The sequence below is a fragment of the Dyella sp. A6 genome (assembly GCF_036320485.1).
Taxonomy (GTDB): Bacteria; Pseudomonadota; Gammaproteobacteria; order Xanthomonadales; family Rhodanobacteraceae; genus Rhodanobacter_A; species Rhodanobacter_A aluminiiresistens.
The window spans coordinates 1,378,137-1,395,537 of the sequence record NZ_CP132911.1; the positions used below are offsets into that span (position 1 = coordinate 1,378,137).

The window sequence follows — 17,401 nt, forward strand, 5'->3', positions numbered from 1 at the left end:
CCACGCGGCACTGGCCTATCGTGGCGTCAACGCAAGGGAAAAGGAGAAGTCCCGTGAATCAAGCTGATGATCGACCGCCCTACAGTGGCCCGCGCAGCATCTGGTCGGCCGTGCTGGTGATCGCCATAGGCGTGGCGCTGCTGCTGTCCAACTTCGACATAGGTTTTCCCTGGCTTCCGCTGCACAACGCGTGGGCGTTGTTCATCCTGCTGGGTGCAGTGCCGGCGCTGATCTGTGCGGTACGACGCTACCGCGCCCAGGGCCGCATCGACGGTGCGGTGTTCCATGACTTGTGTACTGCCGCGATCGTGGTGACGGTGGCGCTGTTTTTTCTTTGCGACCTGTCCTGGCAGCGCTGGTGGCCGGTGTTCGTGATCTACGGTGGGGTGTGCATGCTGGCGCCCCGCGGCCGGTGGCAGCGGGTGCGCTGAGGCGGTCGCCAAAAACTGGCGTGCCGGCGATCGATGGATGTCGCCGGCACGTTTCTGTACGGTGTCGCCGCCCCGGTCGGGGAGCGGCTTCAAACTGCGGTCAGGCCCAGAGTTGGCGACCGAAGAAGGTCAGGGTACGGTCCCATGCCTGCTCGGACCACACGGGGTCGAACTGCGTGCCGGCAATGCGGTGCGGTCCCACGGCGGTTTCGTTGGCGAAGGCATGGTGCGCCAGGTAGCGGTGGAAGTCGGTGGCCACGCCGGCCTGCTTCAACATGGCTTCCAGTGCGTCCACATTGGCGATCGGGAAGAACGCGTCCTGGGTGCCCCAGTGAGCCTGGATCGGCGCCTTGAACTTGCCGGGGTCGAGGTATTCCAGCGGCGGCGCGCCGTACCACACCACGCCGGCGGCCAGATCCGGGATCTGGTTCAGTGCCAGCAGGGCGAGCGCACCACCCATGCAGAAACCGGTGATGCCGACCTTGGCCGAATGCTGCTTGAGGTAGGCCACGGCGCCGGCGATGTCCTGCGACACCGCATCGCCGAAGTCCAGGCCGTCCATCAGGTGGTGGGCTTCCTCTTCCTCGACGGTGCTCTTGCCGCGGTACAGGTCGGGCACCAGGGCCAGGTAACCGCAGCGGGCGAGCCGGTCGGCCACGCCGCGGATCTGGTCGTTCAGGCCCCACCATTCCTGGATGACGACGATGGCCGGTGCGCCCTTCGGCTGGGCGGGGCTGGCCAGGTAGCCGTGGACCTCTTGGCCGTCCGGACGCTTGAAGCTGACCATGGATGAGTTGTTTGTCACGGGAATTCCTCGTTGCTTTGAAAGACCGAAGGCTGCCGGAGGCGATGACCCGGCACGGATCACGTCCGGCGGCATCGCCTGACCAGGCGGAACAGTCGGCACGGAGCAGTATGGGGTGCCCGCACCGCACCACAAGGACTCCGAATATACGGCGATGCGGACATTCCAGATGCATCACCTGCGGCCGGGTACCGGTCCATCGGGCCTGACCCGATCGGGCCTGATTCAATCGGCCCGATCCAACCGGCCTCATGTCCGGTCATGCATCGGTGGACTTTAGCAGGGCGCGCATCCCGGTGACCGGCACCGGGATGACCGGCCGGAGTGGTCGTAGTTTCCCGCTCGGATAAAACGGGGACAGCGGTTCGTGCCCGCTGTCCCCTGGGGGGCTTCTGCAGCCGTGGGGATCAGGGCACCAGCGAGCCGCTCACCTGATGGATGTCCGGTGGCGGTGGCAGCCACGAGCCGGAGGCCTGGTGGCCGTAGTCATACGTCGTGCTGTCGTGCATGGTGAACGAGTGCATCGGTGCGGCCTGGCAGACCACGTCCCTGGCCGGCATGACGCCGTAGTTCAGATAGGCGAACTCGACGTTGGCGGCACAGGCGTTGTGATCGAACATCACGCCATGCGTGGCCCCGTTGTTGATGTAGACCATGCGCACGGTGTCGCTGTTGACCCGCCGGTCCCTGAGCGCGCCCGAGTACGGCGTGGACGGATCGAACCCGTTCTGCACCATCAGCGCATGCACGCGGGTGCGCGACTCCAGCTTGCGATCGATGGCGGGCCGCCACGGCCAGTGCTGGCACTTGTCGATCAGGGTGGATGTGCCGATGGCCCAGTAGGTGTGCACGTCCTTGATCTTCTGCGCGATGCTGCGGCGATCGGTGGAGCCCGAGTCGTTGCACATCAGCACGTCGGACATGGGGTTGAAGCTGGTCTGGGTGCGCAGATCGGTGAAGGTCATCGCGGCCATCTGCTCGGCACTGGCAATGTCGGCCGGGCTGCCATCCAGCGCGGTGGACATCGCGCTGAGCGATGGAGACACCAGCAGGTCCCAGAAGATCCAGATGCCGGTCCCCTGCAACGAGCCCAGCGCCTGGTCGGGGGTGACGCTGCCCATGCGGTGCTGGGACGTGGCCAGATAGATCTGCCGGAAGGTGTCCAGCACCTCTGCGGGCGTGCTGCCCATGTGGAAGTGGTCGTCGTGCCTGGCGATGAACGGAATGAACGCCTGCTGCAGGTTGAGCTGGTCCATCTTCATCTGCCGGATCGCCTGCTGCTGCCAGTCCAGGTGTACCCAGTCCATGTTGCTGTCCAGCACCACGCGCTGGAAGCGGTCGGGAAACATGCGGTCGGCATAGGCCATCAGGCTGCTGCCGCTGGATACGCCCAGCAGGTCGGCATGCCGGTAGCCCAGCACGGCGCGCACCAGGTTCAGGTCGCGCACGTGGTCGGGCGTGTTGATGCCCTTGAGGAATGCCGCGTGCTGCTTCAGGCAGGCGCTGATGGTCCTGTTCCACCAGGCCTGCTGCGCCTGCACGCTCTGCACCGTCGGGTTGCGGCTGTCGCCGTCCATGAAGTTCTCGGCGCCGGTGCGGGGCGCGTCACTGCAGCTGACCTGGGTGCCCAGGCCGTCGCTGATCCCGCGCAGATCGACGCCGACCACCAGATGGTCCTCCTCGACCTGCGGCTGGTACTGCTCGAGCATCTCCGCCATGGACGCGCTGGAGTTGTCCGGGCCGCCCAGGTTCACCAGCAGCAGGCGGGCAGTGGAGGGCGCATTGCGCGGACGCGAGATGCCGATGGTGATGTCGCCGCGGGCAGGGTCGGACCAGTCGACCGGCACGGTGATCAGGGCGCACTCGATGGTGCTGCCGTTGGTGAACAGCGACTGCGGGCAACTGCCCCAGTGCACGGTCTGATGGTAGTACCGGGCATACGCCGGGTCGCCGCTGTGATCGTCGATACCCTGGGCGTTGGCCAGTCCGGTCAGCGTCACGCAGCCGATGATCGCCAGCAGTTTGCATCCAGACAACATTAGGCGCTTCATGCCGATGCCTCCTTCGTCAGTGGTGATGTGTCGAGCACATGCGGTCGGCCGGGTCCGGCGACCGGCAGGCGTAGGCGGGTGCAATGGGTTTCCCGAAGCCGGAGATTGCGGTGGGGCGCCGCGTGATCGGCGTCATGCCAACCGTGGCATCATGATTCGACAGGATGGGCCGGACGGTAAATGACCGGTTGTGGGCTTTTTCGATGTGACCACTTCGATTCACCACGGGGGCTGGGGATGCCGGGTACTCGGCAGGGCGACGAACCGATGTACGTGCAGATCGCCGGGTCGATCCGGCGGGACATCGATTCGGGGCGCTTCCAGATGGGCGCACGCCTGCCCGGCAGTCGTTCGATGGCGGTCGCGCTGGGGGTGTCGCGCACGGTCATTCTGATGGCCTACGACCAGCTGGAAAGCGAGGGCTACCTGGAGTCTCACTCCGGCAGCGGCACCTATGTCACGGTGCGTGACAGCGACCGGCCCGGACCGCAGGAACCGATCGCGGAACCGGCCACGGCACCGCAGGCCCCGCGGTTGTCCAGGCTTGCCCGCAGAGTCGGGTTACCTGCTGCCGCCGAGGCTCCGCTTGCTGCGCCGGGCGCGGATGTGATCGACCTCGCGCAGCCCCGCGTCAAATCCGACCCGCGCAGCCTGAAGGCCTGGGTGCACAACCTGATGGCGATGCTGCGTCGTCGCAACACGCCGCACTTTCCGGAAGTGCAGGGGGCGGTCGAACTGCGTCGGGCGGTGGCCGGCTACCTGGGCGTGGAGCGGGGCATCGAGATCGATCCGGACGACATCCTGATCGTCAGCGGCGAACAGCAGGCACACGACCTGATTGCCCGGGTCCTGCTCGACGAAGGCGATGCTGTCGCCGTGGAGGAACCCTGCCACTGGAGCGTGCGGCATACCTATGCGGCGGCAGGTGCGCGGACCGTGTGTTGCGAGGTGGGGTCACACGGCATGGACATCGACCGTCATGCGGCGGCGCTGGACGGTGTGCGGCTGGTTCACGTGGCGCCGTCCTTCCAGTTTCCGACCGGCGTGGTCATGCCGGAGGAACGGCGCCGTGCGCTGCTGCAATGGGTTCATGCGCACGATGCGTGCATGGTGGAGGACGACTTCGACAGCGAACACCGCTTCGGCGTGCACAGCCCGCCATCGCTGTGGTCGCTGGATCGCCACGGCCGGGTGATCCATGTGAGCAGCTTTGCGCGATCGATGTTTCCGGCCCTGCAGCTGGGCTACATGCTGGTGCCGCGTTCGCTGCGCGAGCGGTTTCTCGCGGTCAAGTGGCTGGCCGATCGCGGCAGCATATCGCTGCAGCAGCACGTGCTGGCCGCGTGCATCGCCAGCGGCCAGTACCTGCGCGACCTGCGCCGCATCGCGCATCGTCTGGCGCCGCGACACCGCGCCTTGCTTGGTGTGCTGCAGGCGCGCCTCGGCAGTGCCATGGAGGTGACCGGTACGGTGGCGGGCGGATCGCTGTTCGTGCACCTGCTGCGCTTGCCACGCAGTGACACCGGGGCATTGCTGGGCGAGGCGCTGGCGCGTGGCGTGCGGGTGCGTTCCGCCGAGCACTTCCACCAGCAGCCCCCGGACCACGTCACCCTGGTGCTGAGCTATGCCGGCGTGCCCGAGGCCAGCCTCAAGCGTGCCGGGGCGCGACTGGCGGAAGCGTATCTGGCGCTGATCGCGGAAACCGGCCGCCAGCAGGCCGTTTCCGGGTAGGCCGGCAGGCCTGTGCTGGCGGCGACGGGATGATGCAATACTCGACGAGGCGGACATCGTGCCGTCCCATTTCCTTGAATGCCTTGCCAGAGAACGCATCACCATGAATGACCGACTCATCCGCCGCATCGCCATCGTCGGTGGCGGCTCGGCGGGCTGGATGGCCGCCGCGGCGCTGGCCAATGCGCTGCAGGGCAGCTGCCGCATCGAACTGATCGAGTCCGAGGAGATCGGCACGGTCGGGGTGGGCGAGGCCACGCTGCCGCCGATCAAGGGTTTCAACCGCATGCTCGGCATCGACGAGAACGCGTTCCTGGCGGCCACCCAGGGCACCTTCAAGCTGGGCATCGATTTCCACCACTGGAGCCGGATGGGGCAGCGCTATTTCCACCCGTTCGGCGAGATCGGCGTGCCGTTCGATTCGGTGCCGTTCCACCAGTACTGGCTGCGCGAGCGCGCCCGCGGCGACGCCACACCACTGCAGGACTACGCCTTCGCCTGGGCCGCCGCGCGGCAGGGGCGTTTCGAGCGTCCGTCCGCCGATGCGCGCTACGTGCAGTCGAAGTTCGATTACGCCTACCACTTCGACGCCTCGCTGTACGCACGCTACCTGCGCGGCTATGCCGAACAGCGTGGCGTGGTGCGCACCGAGGGCAAGGTGGTGGATGTCGCGCTGCGCCCGCACGACGGCTTCATCCAGTCATTGACGCTGGCCGACGGCGGGATGGTGGAGGCGGACCTGTTCATCGACTGCTCGGGCTTCCGCGGCCTGCTGATCGAAGGCGCACTGCAGACCGGCTACGAGTCGTGGACGCAGTCGCTGCCATGCGACCGCGCGGTGGCGGTGGCCAGCGAGCATGCCGAGGCGCCGGTGCCATACACCCGTGCGACCGCGCGCGAGGCCGGCTGGCAGTGGCGCATTCCGTTGCAGCACCGCATGGGCAACGGCATGGTCTATTGCAGTCGCTACATCGGTGACGATGCGGCCGCGGACCAGCTGCTGGCGAACCTGGAAGGCAAGCCGTTGGGCGATCCGCGCCTGCTGCGTTTCGTGACCGGGCGCCGACGCCGATTCTGGAACCGCAACTGCGTGGCGCTGGGTCTGGCCGCCGGCTTCATGGAGCCGATCGAGTCGACCAGCATCCACCTTGTGCAGTCGTCGCTGCTGCGCCTGCTGGCGCTGTTTCCGGATCGCGATTTCGATCCGCTGGTGGCGCAGGAATTCAACCGCCTGACGAATGCCGAGTACGAGCGCATCCGCGATTTCCTGATCCTGCACTACCACGCCACCCAGCGCGACGACGCGCCGTTGTGGCGCGAGACCGGCAGCATGGCGATTCCCGACACGCTGCAATACAAGATCGACCAGTTCCGCAGCAGCGGTCGTACCGTGGCCAAGTCGCTGGAGCTGTTCCAGAACCCGAACTGGCTGGCGGTGCTGGTCGGCCAGGAAATACTGCCGCAGCGCCATGATCCGCTGGCCGACATGCGTACTCATGTCGATGCCGGCAAATACCTCGCCGATCTGCGCCAGGTGATCGGGCAGGCGGTGCAGGCGATGCCTACGCATGCGGACTACATCCGGCAGCATTGCGCCGCTGCGCCGGCCATGCCGGAACGGGCCTGAACCCGTAGCGCGTCACCGTGGCGCACTGCCTGCCAGCGAGGCGGCCGCCGATGCCGAGGTCGATGTGACGATCGCTTTCCGCGAGGTCGGCATCGGCGGGGTCATGCGATTGACCGTGCAGGTGAGCACGCAGCGTCGCGTGCGGGTGGCTCGCTCGCGCTGGGAGCCGCTCCGGCAACGGGTGCTGGAGAAATCGTGACCCTGCAGCCGGAATTGCCGCGGCTGGTGCGCGAGGCGCAGCTGGACTGCGCAGGGCCTGTGGTTTTCCGCAACGGCACGATGGTGGACTGAGAGCCAGTGCCGGGCGCGGACCGGCTCGCCGGCTCAGGCGGCCGGGCCTGCCGGCGCGCGTTGCGCCTGCACGTGCAGCAGCCAGGTCAGCGCCACCGCGAGCAGGGCGGCGACGGCGGCGAAAGCGTAGATGGCGGCGAACCCCATGCCGGCCGAGACCCAGCCGCCGAGCGGCCCGGCGATGGCCATGGCAACGTCCAGGAACACCGAGAACACGCCGATGGCGGCACCGCGGCTATGCGCCGGAATGCGCTGCACGGCTTCCACGCCCAGTGCCGGAAATACCAGCGAGAAGCCCAGCCCGGCCAGCGCGGCACCGGTCGCGGCGATCAGGGCGCTGCCGGCCAGCCACAGCACCAGCAGGCCCAGTGCTTCCACCACGAACGAGATCATGGCGACCCGGTAGCCGCCAAGCCTGGGGATGCTGCGGGCGAACACGAAGCGGCTGCCGACGAACATGATGCCGAACACGCTGAGGCTGCCGGCGGCGCCGGCCCAGCCGCGTTCGGCGAAGAACAGCGTGATGAAGGTGGCAATGCAGCCGAAGCCGATCGAACCCAGCGCGAGGCCCATGCCGTAGGGCACCACGTGCGCGGCCACCGCACGGAACGGTGAACGTTCGCCCACCGCTACCGCAGTGGCCGGGCGCCGGCGCGCCAACGGCAGCGCCAGCAGCATCAGCAGCACGGTGGTGGCGCCGATCGCGTCGAAGCCGAAGCGCTGCGCGATCAGCACGCCCAGCGGGGCGCCGGCCGCGAGGCCGCCATAGGTGGCCACACCGTTCCAGGAAATCACCCGGGCCGTGTGCTGGTGACCGACCTGGCCCATGCCCCAGGTAATCGCGCCGGTGCCCACGCAGCTTTCGGCGCAGCCCAGTGCCAGCCGCGACAGCAGGATCACGCCCAGGCTCAATGCCGCATGCTTCGCCAGCAGTGCGCCGGTCAGCAGCAGTCCACCACTCACCGCGCACAGCACCAGTCCGCTGAGCACGGTGAGCTTGGGGCCGAGCGAATCGGTCATGCGCCCCACATGCGGACGGCTGAGCAGGGTCGCCAGGTACTGCATGCTGATCGCCAGGCCGGCCAGGGTGGCGCTGTAGCCGAGCGTGTGATGGACGAAGCCCGGCAACACCGCCAGTGCCAGGCCGATGTTGATGTAGGTGGCGAAGCTGAACGACACGGTGCCGAGGATCGGCGCGATGACCGCGCCCCGACGCTGGGGCAGCGTCGCGGTGGAGGAGCAACTGTCGGACATGGGTAGCGTGACGATGGGACGTGGATGCGGGGAGGCCGATATCCGCCGCTTCCTGCAGCGGATATTGCGGCGCAGCATAGCATGCGCGGAGGCCGGAGCCGCTGCGCACGCATCGGCTCCCGACAGCTGGGGTTAACCCGGCTGTGTCAACCCAGGCCGCGCACGCGGAAGTTGCGTCCCTTGATCTTGCCGGCGCGCAGGCGTTCCAGTGCCTTGTTCGCCAGCGCACGGGTAATGGCGACGTAGGCGCGGGTGGCGAATACGTCGATCTTGCCGATGTCGCCGGCGGACAGGCCGGCGTCGCCGGTGAGCGCGCCGAGAATGTCGCCGGGACGCAGCTTGTCCTGGCGGCCCGCGTCGATCACCAGGGTCTTCATCGGTGCCAGGTGCAGGGTCTTGCCGCGCGGTGGGGCCAGTTTCAGCGGGCGCCACGGTAGCGCCTCGCCCAGCGCCTGTTCGATGTTGGTGGCCTTGGGCCGCTCGCGCGGCGTGCACAGGGTGATCGCCAGGCCGGACTGGCCGGCGCGGCCGGTGCGGCCGATGCGGTGGGTGTGGGTGTCCGGGTCGTGCGCGATGTCGTAGCTGATCACCTGGGGCAGCGCGGCGATGTCCAGCCCGCGTGCGGCCACGTCGGTAGCTACCAGCACGCCGCAGCTGCGGTTGGCGAAACGCACCAGCACCTCGTCGCGGTCGCGCTGTTCCATGTCGCCGTGCAGGGCCAGCGCGGAGAAACCGCGGCGGTCCAGCTCCTGCGCCACCGCATCGACGTCCTTGCGCATGTTGCAGAACACCAGCGCGTGCTGCTCGCGGTTGCTCGCCAGCAGCTGCGCCAGCGCGTCGAGCTTGTGCGCCGGCTCCACCTCGACGAACTGCTGCTCGATCGCCGGCAGGGCTTCGGCCGGTGTTTCCACGGTGACCTCGACGGGGGCCTTCTGCAGCCGTCGGCTGGCGCTGCGGATCGCGTCCGGATAGGTGGCGGAGAACAGCAGGGTCTGGTGGTGCTTGGCGATGCGTCCGATGATGTCGTCGATGGCCTCGCCGAAGCCCATGTCGAGCATGCGGTCGGCCTCGTCCAGCACCAGTACCTTGATGCCGCCGCCATGCAGGCTGCCGCGCTTCAGGTGCTCCTGCACGCGGCCGGGCGTACCCACCACGATGTGCGGGTCGTGCGAAAGCGATGCCAGCTGCGGCCCCAGCGGCATGCCGCCACAAAGGGTCAGCAGCTTCACGTTGGGGATGTTGGCGGCGAGCCGGCGGATCGCCTTGCTGACCTGGTCGGCAAGCTCGCGGGTGGGGCACAGCACCAGCGCCTGCAGCCGGATGGTGTCCACGTCCAGCGCCTGCAGCAGGCCGAGGCCGAACGCGGCGGTCTTGCCGCTGCCGGTACGCGCCTGGGCGATCACGTCGTGCCCGGCCAGGATCGGCGGCAGGCTCTGCGCCTGCACCGGAGTCATCGCGGTGTAGTCGTGTGCCTGCAGGCTGGCGAGCAGGGCGGGTTTGAGCGGTAGCGTGCTGAAATCGGTCATTCGCCATGATCGCACCAAATCGGCGTGCGAGCCCGGTTTGTCGTGATCCGTGCGTGGATTGCGAGGTGTCCGGCGCTTCGTTGTTGCTTTCCCGACCGTGCGCGGTTACACCTTTTTCGTGACATGGGGCGGAGACGGTGCGTGGACGACGAGGGCGGGATGCGACGTCATGGCGGCAGCCTGATGCATGGCAAGTGGCGCAGCCTGCTGGCCGTATTGCTGCTGACCATGCTGGCCGCGGGCTGCCTCGCGGGGCCGCCGTTCTTCACCGACGATCCGGGGCTGCTGCCGCTGCATACCGGCGAGGCCTACCTGTTCTCGGCCGGTACGCTGAGCGCCGGCGGCTTCGGCGCCGGCGCGTACCCGGGCGTGGAGGTCAATTACAGCGCCTTCCGCGACACCTTCTTCCACCTGGTCGTGCCGATGGCCTACAGCGCGCCCGACCAGGGCCGTTCGGCCTACGGTCCGGGCGATGTCGAGCTGGGCTTCAAGTGGCGTTTCATGGACCAGGCCGACGATGGCGTCGACGTGGCCACGTTCCCGCTGGCCGAAATGCCGACCGGCAACGCGCAGCAGGGTCTGGGCAATCGCCACGCCAGCTATTTCCTGCCGGTCTGGCTGGAAAAGGACTGGTGGCCATGGACCGCCTACGGCGGTGCCGGGCGTTGGTTCATGAACGCCCCGGGCCAGCACGACTGGTGGTTCACCGGCGTGTTGCTGCAGCGGCAGGTCACGCCCGCGCTCTACCTGGGCGGCGAACTGTTCCACGAAACGCCGCAGACGGTCGGTGGTTCCGCCGCGACCGGCTTCAATGTGGGCGGCGGATACACCGTGCACGGCCCCTGGCAGGTACTGTTCTCGGCGGGCCGCAACATCACCGACGTCGCCGACAACCGGTTCTCGTACTACCTGTCGCTGTATCGCACGTTCTGAGTGTGCGAGGTGATCCCGCCGCTTGCGCGGGACGCGCGCCGCGGCGCCTGTCGCTAAACTTGCCGGCATGAGCAGCCAGCCCCTTACCGACGACATCCGTGCACGTGCCGCCGACCTGCGTGCGCGCATTGAACAGGCCAATTACCAGTACCACGTGCTCGACGATCCGGAAATTCCCGATGTCGACTACGACCGCATGATGCGCGAGCTGGAAGCGCTGGAAGACGCCCACGCCGAGCTGGCGACCGCCGACTCGCCGACGCGTCGCGTGGGTGCGCGTGCCAGCGGCGGTTTTGCCGAGGTGCGTCACGCGATGCCGATGCTGTCGCTGTCCAATGCCTTCGAGCAGGATGGCGATGACGACCGCACCCGCTTCCAGGAGGTGGCCGATTTCGAGCGGCGCATCGAACAGACGCTGGATCGCCGCGATCCGCTGTTCTCGGTGGAGCCCAAGCTGGACGGTCTGGCGATCAGCCTGCGCTACGAGCATGGCGTGTTCGTGCAGGGCGCTACGCGCGGTGACGGCGAGACCGGCGAGGACGTGACCGCGAACCTGCGCACGGTGCGTGCGATTCCGCTGCGCCTGCGCGGCGAGGGCTGGCCGGAGGTGCTGGAGGTGCGTGGCGAGGTGATCATGCTGCGCAAGGACTTCGAGGCCTTCAACGAACATGCGCGCCGGCACGACGGCAAGACCCTGGCCAACCCGCGCAACGGTGCGGCCGGCTCGCTGCGCCAGCTCGATCCGGCGGTGACCGCGCGGCGCCGGCTGAGCTTTTTCGCCTATGCGGTGGGCGTGGTCGAAGGCGGCAGTCTGCCGCCGACGCACTCGGCCACGCTGCAGCAGCTGCGTGCCTGGGGTTTTCCGGTGTCGCCCGAGGTGGATACCGCGCGCGGTTTCGACGGCCTGATCGCCTACTTCCGCCGCATTGGCGAAAAGCGCGACCGGTTGCCGTACGACATCGACGGCGTGGTCTACAAGCTGGACGACTACGAAGGCCAGCACGCGATGGGTTTCGTGGCGCGTGCGCCGCGCTGGGCGATCGCGCACAAGTTCCCGGCACAGGAACAGACAACCTGCGTCGAGGCGATCGAGATCCAGATCGGCCGGACCGGTGCGGCCACGCCGGTGGCGCGGCTGGCGCCGGTGCAGGTCGCGGGCGTCACCGTGACCAATGCCACCTTGCACAACGCCGACCAGGTGGCGCGGCTGGATGTGCGCGTGGGCGACACGGTGATCGTGCGCCGCGCCGGCGACGTGATTCCCGAGGTGGTCCGGGTGATGCCCGAACAGCGCCCGCCGCACACGCAGCCCTGGCACATGCCGGCGCGCTGTCCGGTGTGCGGCTCGGCGCTGCTGCGCGAAGAAGGTGCGGCGGCCTTCCGCTGTTCCGGCGGCCTGTTCTGCGCGGCGCAGCGCAAGGAAGCACTGATCCACTTCGCCTCGCGCCGGGCAATGGATATCGATGGCCTGGGCGAGCGCTATGTCGACGCCTTGGTCGAGTTCGACATGGTGAAGACGCCAGTCGACCTCTACGCGCTGACCGTGGACGACTTCGTCGCCATGAAGCAGCGCGCCGACGAGCGCGATGGCACCGTCCCGGAAACGGTCAAGCAGGGCAAGATCGCCACCAAGTGGGCCGAGAACCTGGTCGAGGCGATCGACGCCAGCCGCAGCACAACGCTGGCGCGCTTCCTGTTCGGGCTGGGCATCATGCACATCGGCGAAAGCACCGCGAAGACGCTGGCCGCGTGGCTGGGCCGGCTCGAGTTCGTGCGCGGCATGCCGGCGCCGGTGCTGCGCGTCTTGCCGGATATCGGCAGCGAGGTGGCGGCATCGATCGCCGGGTTCTTCGCGCAGGCCGGCAACCAACAGGTGGTCGACGCGCTGCTCGCTGCCGGCATCCGCTTCATCGACGAGGGCGATCCCTCGCCGAAACTGCGCGAACGGCTGGACCTGGCGGTGCTGCTGGACATGGTCAATGTGTCCAAGCTAGGCCCCAAGAGCACGGCGCTGCTGGCCAGTCATTACCCCACGCTCGAGCGGCTGCTGCAGGCGGGGCAGGCGCACTGGATCGCCGCAGGCCTGCCGCAGGCGGCCGCGATCAACCTGGATGCCTATCTGGCCGACACCGCACAGCTTGATGCACTGCGCGATGCGGAGCAGGCGATGCAGCGCCTGCTCGATGCACTGCCCGAAGCAACCCAGGCCGACGGCTTGCCGCTGGAGGGGCAGACCGTGGTACTCACCGGCAGCATGGCTGTGCTCAGCCGCGACCAGGCCAAGGAGCGGCTCGAGGCGCTGGGCGCCAAGGTAGCCGGCAGCGTCTCGAAGAAGACCAGCTTCGTGGTGGCCGGCGAAGCGTCCGGTTCCAAGCTGGACAAGGCCAACGAACTCGGCGTGCCGGTCTGGGACGAGGCCGCCTTGCTGGCCCTGCTGGAATCGCATGGGGTGGCGCCGTGATGACCGGGTTCGATCTCGACGCACTGCATCGGCGCGCACGCCTGAACGCGCAGGTCCGCGCGTTCTTTGCCGAACGTGGCGTGCTGGAGGTGGAGACGCCGATCCTGTCGGCCGCGGGCAATACCGATCCGAATATCGAGAGCTTCGTGACGGGTTTCAGCGGGCACGTGGATGCCGGCGCGCGCGAACGCTGGCTGCGCACCTCGCCGGAATTTCCGCTCAAGCGCCTGCTCGCTGCCGGCGTGGGCGACTGCTACGAGCTGGGCCGCGTGTTCCGCAATGGCGAGGCCGGTGGTCGTCACAATCCCGAGTTCAGCATGCTGGAGTGGTACCGGGTGGGGTGGGACCATCGCGAGCTGATGCACGAGACGATCGACCTGGTGCAGGCCGCGCTGGTGTCGGAGGGGCGGCGTGCCGAGGTGCTGATCGAGGGGTACCGGCAGCTGTTCCTGGACGAACTGGGACTGGACCCGATGCACGCCAGCCTCGACGCGCTGCAGGCGCCGCTGGCCGGTTACGGGATCGATCCGGCCGGACTCACGCGCGACGACTGGCTGGACCTGCTGCTCACCCACAAACTGCAGCCGGCCTTTCCGCGCCAGCGCATCACGGTGATCCACGACTATCCGGCCAGCCAGTGCGCGCTGGCGCGGATCCGAGCGGGCGATCCGCCGCTGGCCGAGCGTTTCGAGCTGTATCTGGGGCCGTATGAACTGGCCAACGGCTACCACGAACTGAACGACGCGGCCGAGCAGCGCGCACGCTTCCAGCAGGACAACGAACGTCGCCGCCAGCGTGGCCTGCACGAAGTGCCGCCTGACGAACGCCTGCTGGCGGTGCTCGACGCGATGCCGGACTGCGCTGGCGTAGCGCTGGGCATGGAGCGGCTGCTGATGTGCCTGGCCGGCACCGATGCCATTGCTGACGTGCTGGCGTTCCCCTTTGCCGATGCCTGAGGCTCGCGCATCGACGGTCGCGTCGCGGCTTGCCGGCGCTCCGGCATGCGCCGATTGACTCGGGCGGTGCCGCCACGCACAGTGGTGCGCACCGAACCGTTGCCGCGAGATATCCGATGAAGCCCAGCGTACCCGGCCTTATTCTTGTCGTGATCGGCCTGCTGTTCCTGCTGCGCAACCTTGGCCTGGACCTGCACTTGGGCCATCTGTTCGCGGTGTGGTGGCCGGTGCTGCTGATCGCGGTGGGCGTCAGCATGTTCTTCAAACGCTGGCCGCGTGCCTGAAGGCTTCCGTCATGACGAGTGCGACTGACCGCGCGCCACTGCTGCGCGCGATCCATCATGTTGCGCTGATCTGTTCGGACTACCCGCGCTCCAGGGCGTTCTACAGCGAGACGCTGGGCCTGCGCATCGTGCGCGAGGTGTACCGGGAAGCGCGCGAGTCGTGGAAGTGCGACCTGGAAGTGAGTCCGGGCGTGCAGCTGGAGCTGTTCTCGTTTCCGGGTGCGCCGTCGCGTCCATCGCGCCCCGAGGCGCAGGGGCTGCGTCATCTGGCGTTCGCGGTAGTAGACCTGGGTGCCGCGATCGCCGAGCTGGCTGTACGCGGGGTGGATTGCGAACCGGTACGCGTGGACGAGCATACCGGTCGCCGTTTCACGTTCTTCGCCGATCCGGACGCGTTGCCGATTGAGCTTTACGAGGATTGATTGCACGTGGCGCGGCCATTCGGCCGCGCCACGTCGTAGTGCCGGTCAGGCCTGGTCGCCGATGATGTCGGGCTGTGCCGGACGGTCGCTCCACAGGTAACGGTAGACCAGTCCGCCGATCACGCCGCCGATGATCGGCATGACCCAGAAGAACCACAGCTGGTGCAGCGCCCAGCCGCCCTGGAACAGCGCCACGCCGGTGGAGCGGGCCGGGTTCACCGAGGTGTTGGTGACCGGAATGCTGATCAGGTGGATCAGGGTCAGCGCCAGGCCGATTGCGATGCCGGCAAAGCCGACCGGCGCGCTCTTGTGGGTGGCACCCATGATGATGAAGATGAAGAAGCCGGTCATCACCAGTTCGCACAGCGCGGCGGCGCCCATCGAATAGCCGCCTGGCGAATGTGCGCCGTAGCCGTTCGAGGCGAAGCCGCTGGCGGCTGCATCGAAGCCGGTTTTGCCCGAGGCGATGACGTACAGCACCGCCGCCGCGGCGATGCCGCCGATCACCTGCGCCACGATGTACGGCAGCACGTCCTTTGCCGGAAAGCGGCCGCCCGCGGCCAGGCCGCAGGTGACTGCCGGGTTGATGTGGCAGCCGGAGATGTGGCCGATGGCATAGGCCATCGTCAGCAGGGTCAGGCCGAAGGCCAGGGCCACGCCGGCGAAACCGATGCCGAGTTGCGGGAAGCCGGCGGCCAGCACGGCGCTGCCGCAGCCGCCCAGTACCAGCCAGAAAGTGCCGAAGAATTCGGCGGTCATACGCTTGCTGAGGTTGCCCATGGGGTACTCCTTGTCGATGGCATGTGGTGCGACGGCCGCGGATGGAATCGCACCCGTGGGTACACGCTTGAACCGGATCGAACGACGTTCTGCATTTCCCCTGGAATGACGTTGCGACTGCCTGCAGCGGTGGTGGCGTCATGGTCCGCACGGCGTCCTGCCGGGCAGCCGCAGCATAGGCGAAGCCGGGGTGATGTCCATAGGAATGTTCCCCGGCGGTGGCGGCTCGGCAGTCGAATTGCGCTATCGTGCCCGCTTCACCTGCACAGCCCGAAGGCATGCCGATGATCGAGAACCGCGCACCACCGGCACCCGCCACGGCACAGATCCAGCGGCCGCTGGATCGACGCGACATGCGTACGCTGCTGCTGTCGTCCCTGGGCGGTGCGCTGGAGTTCTACGACTTCGTGGTGTTCGTGTTCCTGGCATTGCCGCTGAGCGAACTGTTCTTTCCGCGCGACACACCGCCGTGGCTGGCGCAGGTCCAGGTCTACGGCATCTTCGCCGCGGGCTATCTGGCGAGGCCGTTGGGCGGCATCGTGATGGCGCACTTCGGCGATCGATCCGGGCGCAAGCGCATGTTCACCCTGAGCGTGTTCCTGATGGCACTGCCCACGCTGGCGATCGGGCTGCTGCCGGTCTATGCGCAGGTCGGGCTGCTGGCGCCGCTGCTGTTGCTGCTGCTGCGCGTGGTGCAGGGCATTGCCGTGGGCGGCGAGGTGCCGGGTGCATGGGTGTTCGTGGCCGAGCATGCGCCGTCCCGTTACACCGGGTTTGCCTGCGGCTGCCTGACTGCCGGCCTGACCGTGGGCATCCTGATCGGTTCGCTGCTGACCGCCGCGCTCGGTGCGCGGCTCGACGCATCGCACATGCTGGCGTGGGGATGGCGGGTGCCGTTCCTGCTCGGCGGCGTGTTTGGCTTCGTGGCGGTCTGGTTGCGGCGCTGGCTGGACGAGACACCGGTGTTCGTCGAGCTGCGCGAACGCCGGCAGCTGAGCCGTTCCATGCCGCTGGGGGTCGTGTTGTCGCAGTATCGCGGCAGTGTCGCAGTGTCGATGCTGGTGACCTGGATGCTGACGGCGGCGATCGTGGTGGTGATCCTGATGCTGCCCTCGCTGGCACAGCGGGTGTTCCATGTCGCGCCGGCACTGGCGGCGCAGGGCAATGTGCTGGCGGCGCTGGGGCTGAGCCTGGGATGCGTGCTCTATGGCCTGCTGGCCGACCGCTTCGGTGCCTTGCCGGTGTTGCTGGCCGGTGCGCTGGCATTGCCTGTCGGCACCTATGCGCTGTTCCTGGATCTTGCCGCCGGCGGCAGGTTGTTCCTACCTTTGTATGCGCTTGATGGCCTGCTGGTGGGAGTGGTCGGCGTAGTGCCGGTGGTGATGGTGCGTGCGTTTCCGTCGGCGGTGCGCTTTTCGGGGTTGTCGTTCGCCTACAACGTGGCCTATGCGGTGTTCGGCGCGGGCACGGCGACAGCGATCGGATGGCTGGCGGCGCGCGCCGGCCGCATGGCTCCGGCACATTACGTGGCGATTACGGCGCTGGTCGGCGCGGCCACCAGCCTCTGGCTGATGTGGCGGCGTGGCACGCGGCAGGAACTGGCGTAGGCGTTCTCTGGTCCGGGCGGCGCAGCGTTCGTGCTGCCGCACAGGTGCGTTGCCGGGTGCGACAGGCTTGCCATGTCGTCGCATCGGGCGTGGGTATGGAGGTTGCCGGGTATGGCGCGATCATCGCCTTCCGGTGTACGGGAAACAGGGGTGACCAGGTGTGGGCGGACGGGGCCCATGGTTCCGGGTAAATGAATGAGATGGATTTTCGCGGCGTCCCGCGTCGTGGAGTCGCGGCCGGC

The 17,401-nt window shown here is 67.8% G+C and carries 15 protein-coding genes; 10 read left to right on the forward strand and 5 right to left on the reverse strand.

Annotated features, from left to right (window positions below; translation table 11 throughout):
- Nucleotides 1-53: 53 nt before the first annotated feature.
- The gene (locus RA164_RS05970) at nt 54-431 is read left to right on the forward strand and encodes a LiaF transmembrane domain-containing protein (RefSeq protein ID WP_329743050.1); all 378 of its coding nucleotides are present in this window, start codon (nt 54-56) and stop codon (nt 429-431) included.
- Between the two features lie 100 nt (nt 432-531).
- Here the strand turns inward: RA164_RS05970 and RA164_RS05975 are convergent, their stop codons facing one another.
- Together RA164_RS05975 and RA164_RS05980 are read right to left on the reverse strand one after the other, a co-directional pair.
- On the reverse strand, nt 532-1,236 hold the full coding sequence (locus RA164_RS05975; protein WP_329743051.1) for a dienelactone hydrolase family protein: 705 nt from the start codon (nt 1,234-1,236) through the stop codon (nt 532-534).
- Between the two features lie 407 nt (nt 1,237-1,643).
- The gene (locus RA164_RS05980) at nt 1,644-3,287 is read right to left on the reverse strand and encodes an alpha/beta fold hydrolase (RefSeq protein ID WP_329743052.1); all 1,644 of its coding nucleotides are present in this window, start codon (nt 3,285-3,287) and stop codon (nt 1,644-1,646) included.
- Between the two features lie 237 nt (nt 3,288-3,524).
- Here RA164_RS05980 and pdxR point away from each other — a divergent pair, with 237 nt between their 5' ends.
- The 3 genes from pdxR (at nt 3,525) to RA164_RS05995 (ending at nt 6,844) form a co-directional block, all read left to right on the forward strand.
- Nucleotides 3,525-5,018, forward strand: a complete 1,494-nt coding sequence (gene pdxR / locus RA164_RS05985) for a MocR-like pyridoxine biosynthesis transcription factor PdxR (RefSeq protein ID WP_329743053.1) — start codon at nt 3,525-3,527, stop codon at nt 5,016-5,018.
- A gap of 103 nt (nt 5,019-5,121) precedes the next feature.
- Nucleotides 5,122-6,645, forward strand: coding sequence for a tryptophan halogenase family protein (locus RA164_RS05990; RefSeq protein ID WP_329743054.1), 1,524 nt, complete (start codon nt 5,122-5,124; stop codon nt 6,643-6,645).
- 64 nt (nt 6,646-6,709) lie between these two features.
- On the forward strand, nt 6,710-6,844 hold the full coding sequence (locus tag RA164_RS05995; RefSeq protein WP_329743055.1) for a hypothetical protein: 135 nt from the start codon (nt 6,710-6,712) through the stop codon (nt 6,842-6,844).
- A gap of 125 nt (nt 6,845-6,969) precedes the next feature.
- On the opposite strand, the gene RA164_RS06000 is transcribed toward RA164_RS05995, so the two are convergent.
- Nucleotides 6,970-8,190, reverse strand: a complete 1,221-nt coding sequence (locus RA164_RS06000) for an MFS transporter (protein WP_329743056.1) — start codon at nt 8,188-8,190, stop codon at nt 6,970-6,972.
- A gap of 146 nt (nt 8,191-8,336) precedes the next feature.
- Nucleotides 8,337-9,716 (reverse strand): ATP-dependent RNA helicase DbpA, encoded by a 1,380-nt coding sequence (gene dbpA, locus RA164_RS06005; protein WP_329743057.1) that lies wholly within the window; start codon nt 9,714-9,716, stop codon nt 8,337-8,339.
- A gap of 141 nt (nt 9,717-9,857) precedes the next feature.
- Between dbpA and RA164_RS06010 the strand changes: the two genes are divergently transcribed.
- From RA164_RS06010 to gloA2, 5 genes are all read left to right on the forward strand, one after another.
- Nucleotides 9,858-10,649: a hypothetical protein gene (locus RA164_RS06010; RefSeq protein WP_329743058.1), complete on the forward strand. Its 792-nt coding sequence runs from the start codon at nt 9,858-9,860 to the stop codon at nt 10,647-10,649.
- A gap of 67 nt (nt 10,650-10,716) precedes the next feature.
- Nucleotides 10,717-13,110, forward strand: a complete 2,394-nt coding sequence (gene ligA, locus RA164_RS06015) for an NAD-dependent DNA ligase LigA (RefSeq protein ID WP_329743059.1) — start codon at nt 10,717-10,719, stop codon at nt 13,108-13,110.
- The gene (gene epmA, locus RA164_RS06020) at nt 13,110-14,066 is read left to right on the forward strand and encodes an EF-P lysine aminoacylase EpmA (RefSeq protein WP_329743060.1); all 957 of its coding nucleotides are present in this window, start codon (nt 13,110-13,112) and stop codon (nt 14,064-14,066) included. The genes ligA and epmA overlap by 1 nt, the downstream gene beginning before the upstream one ends.
- Nucleotides 14,067-14,182: 116 nt before the next feature.
- Nucleotides 14,183-14,350 carry a LiaI-LiaF-like domain-containing protein gene (locus RA164_RS06025; RefSeq protein WP_329743061.1) on the forward strand — a complete coding sequence of 56 codons (168 nt, stop codon included), beginning with the start codon at nt 14,183-14,185 and terminating at the stop codon, nt 14,348-14,350.
- Nucleotides 14,351-14,361: 11 nt separating this feature from the next.
- Nucleotides 14,362-14,772, forward strand: coding sequence for an SMU1112c/YaeR family gloxylase I-like metalloprotein (gene gloA2, locus RA164_RS06030; RefSeq protein WP_329743062.1), 411 nt, complete (start codon nt 14,362-14,364; stop codon nt 14,770-14,772).
- Between the two features lie 45 nt (nt 14,773-14,817).
- Here the strand turns inward: gloA2 and aqpZ are convergent, their stop codons facing one another.
- A complete protein-coding gene (gene aqpZ, locus RA164_RS06035; protein ID WP_329743063.1) occupies nt 14,818-15,552 on the reverse strand; it encodes an aquaporin Z in 735 nt (244 codons plus the stop codon).
- 284 nt (nt 15,553-15,836) lie between these two features.
- On the opposite strand from aqpZ, the gene RA164_RS06040 reads away from it, so the two are divergent.
- Complete coding sequence (locus tag RA164_RS06040) at nt 15,837-17,159, forward strand: MFS transporter (RefSeq protein ID WP_329743489.1); 1,323 nt, start codon at nt 15,837-15,839, stop codon at nt 17,157-17,159.
- Nucleotides 17,160-17,401: the final 242 nt, after the last annotated feature.

Coding starts and splice junctions, on each gene's coding strand:
- dbpA (WP_329743057.1), bottom strand. CDS start 9,716: ATGACCGATTTCAGCACGCTACCGCTCAAACCCGCCCTGCTCGCCAGC.
- ligA (WP_329743059.1), top strand. CDS start 10,717: ATGAGCAGCCAGCCCCTTACCGACGACATCCGTGCACGTGCCGCCGAC.
- aqpZ (WP_329743063.1), bottom strand. CDS start 15,552: ATGGGCAACCTCAGCAAGCGTATGACCGCCGAATTCTTCGGCACTTTC.
- RA164_RS05990 (WP_329743054.1), top strand. CDS start 5,122: ATGAATGACCGACTCATCCGCCGCATCGCCATCGTCGGTGGCGGCTCG.
- RA164_RS05980 (WP_329743052.1), bottom strand. CDS start 3,287: ATGAAGCGCCTAATGTTGTCTGGATGCAAACTGCTGGCGATCATCGGC.
- RA164_RS06025 (WP_329743061.1), top strand. CDS start 14,183: ATGAAGCCCAGCGTACCCGGCCTTATTCTTGTCGTGATCGGCCTGCTG.
- RA164_RS06000 (WP_329743056.1), bottom strand. CDS start 8,190: ATGTCCGACAGTTGCTCCTCCACCGCGACGCTGCCCCAGCGTCGGGGC.
- pdxR (WP_329743053.1), top strand. CDS start 3,525: ATGCCGGGTACTCGGCAGGGCGACGAACCGATGTACGTGCAGATCGCC.
- RA164_RS06040 (WP_329743489.1), top strand. CDS start 15,837: ATGATCGAGAACCGCGCACCACCGGCACCCGCCACGGCACAGATCCAG.
- gloA2 (WP_329743062.1), top strand. CDS start 14,362: ATGACGAGTGCGACTGACCGCGCGCCACTGCTGCGCGCGATCCATCAT.
- epmA (WP_329743060.1), top strand. CDS start 13,110: ATGACCGGGTTCGATCTCGACGCACTGCATCGGCGCGCACGCCTGAAC.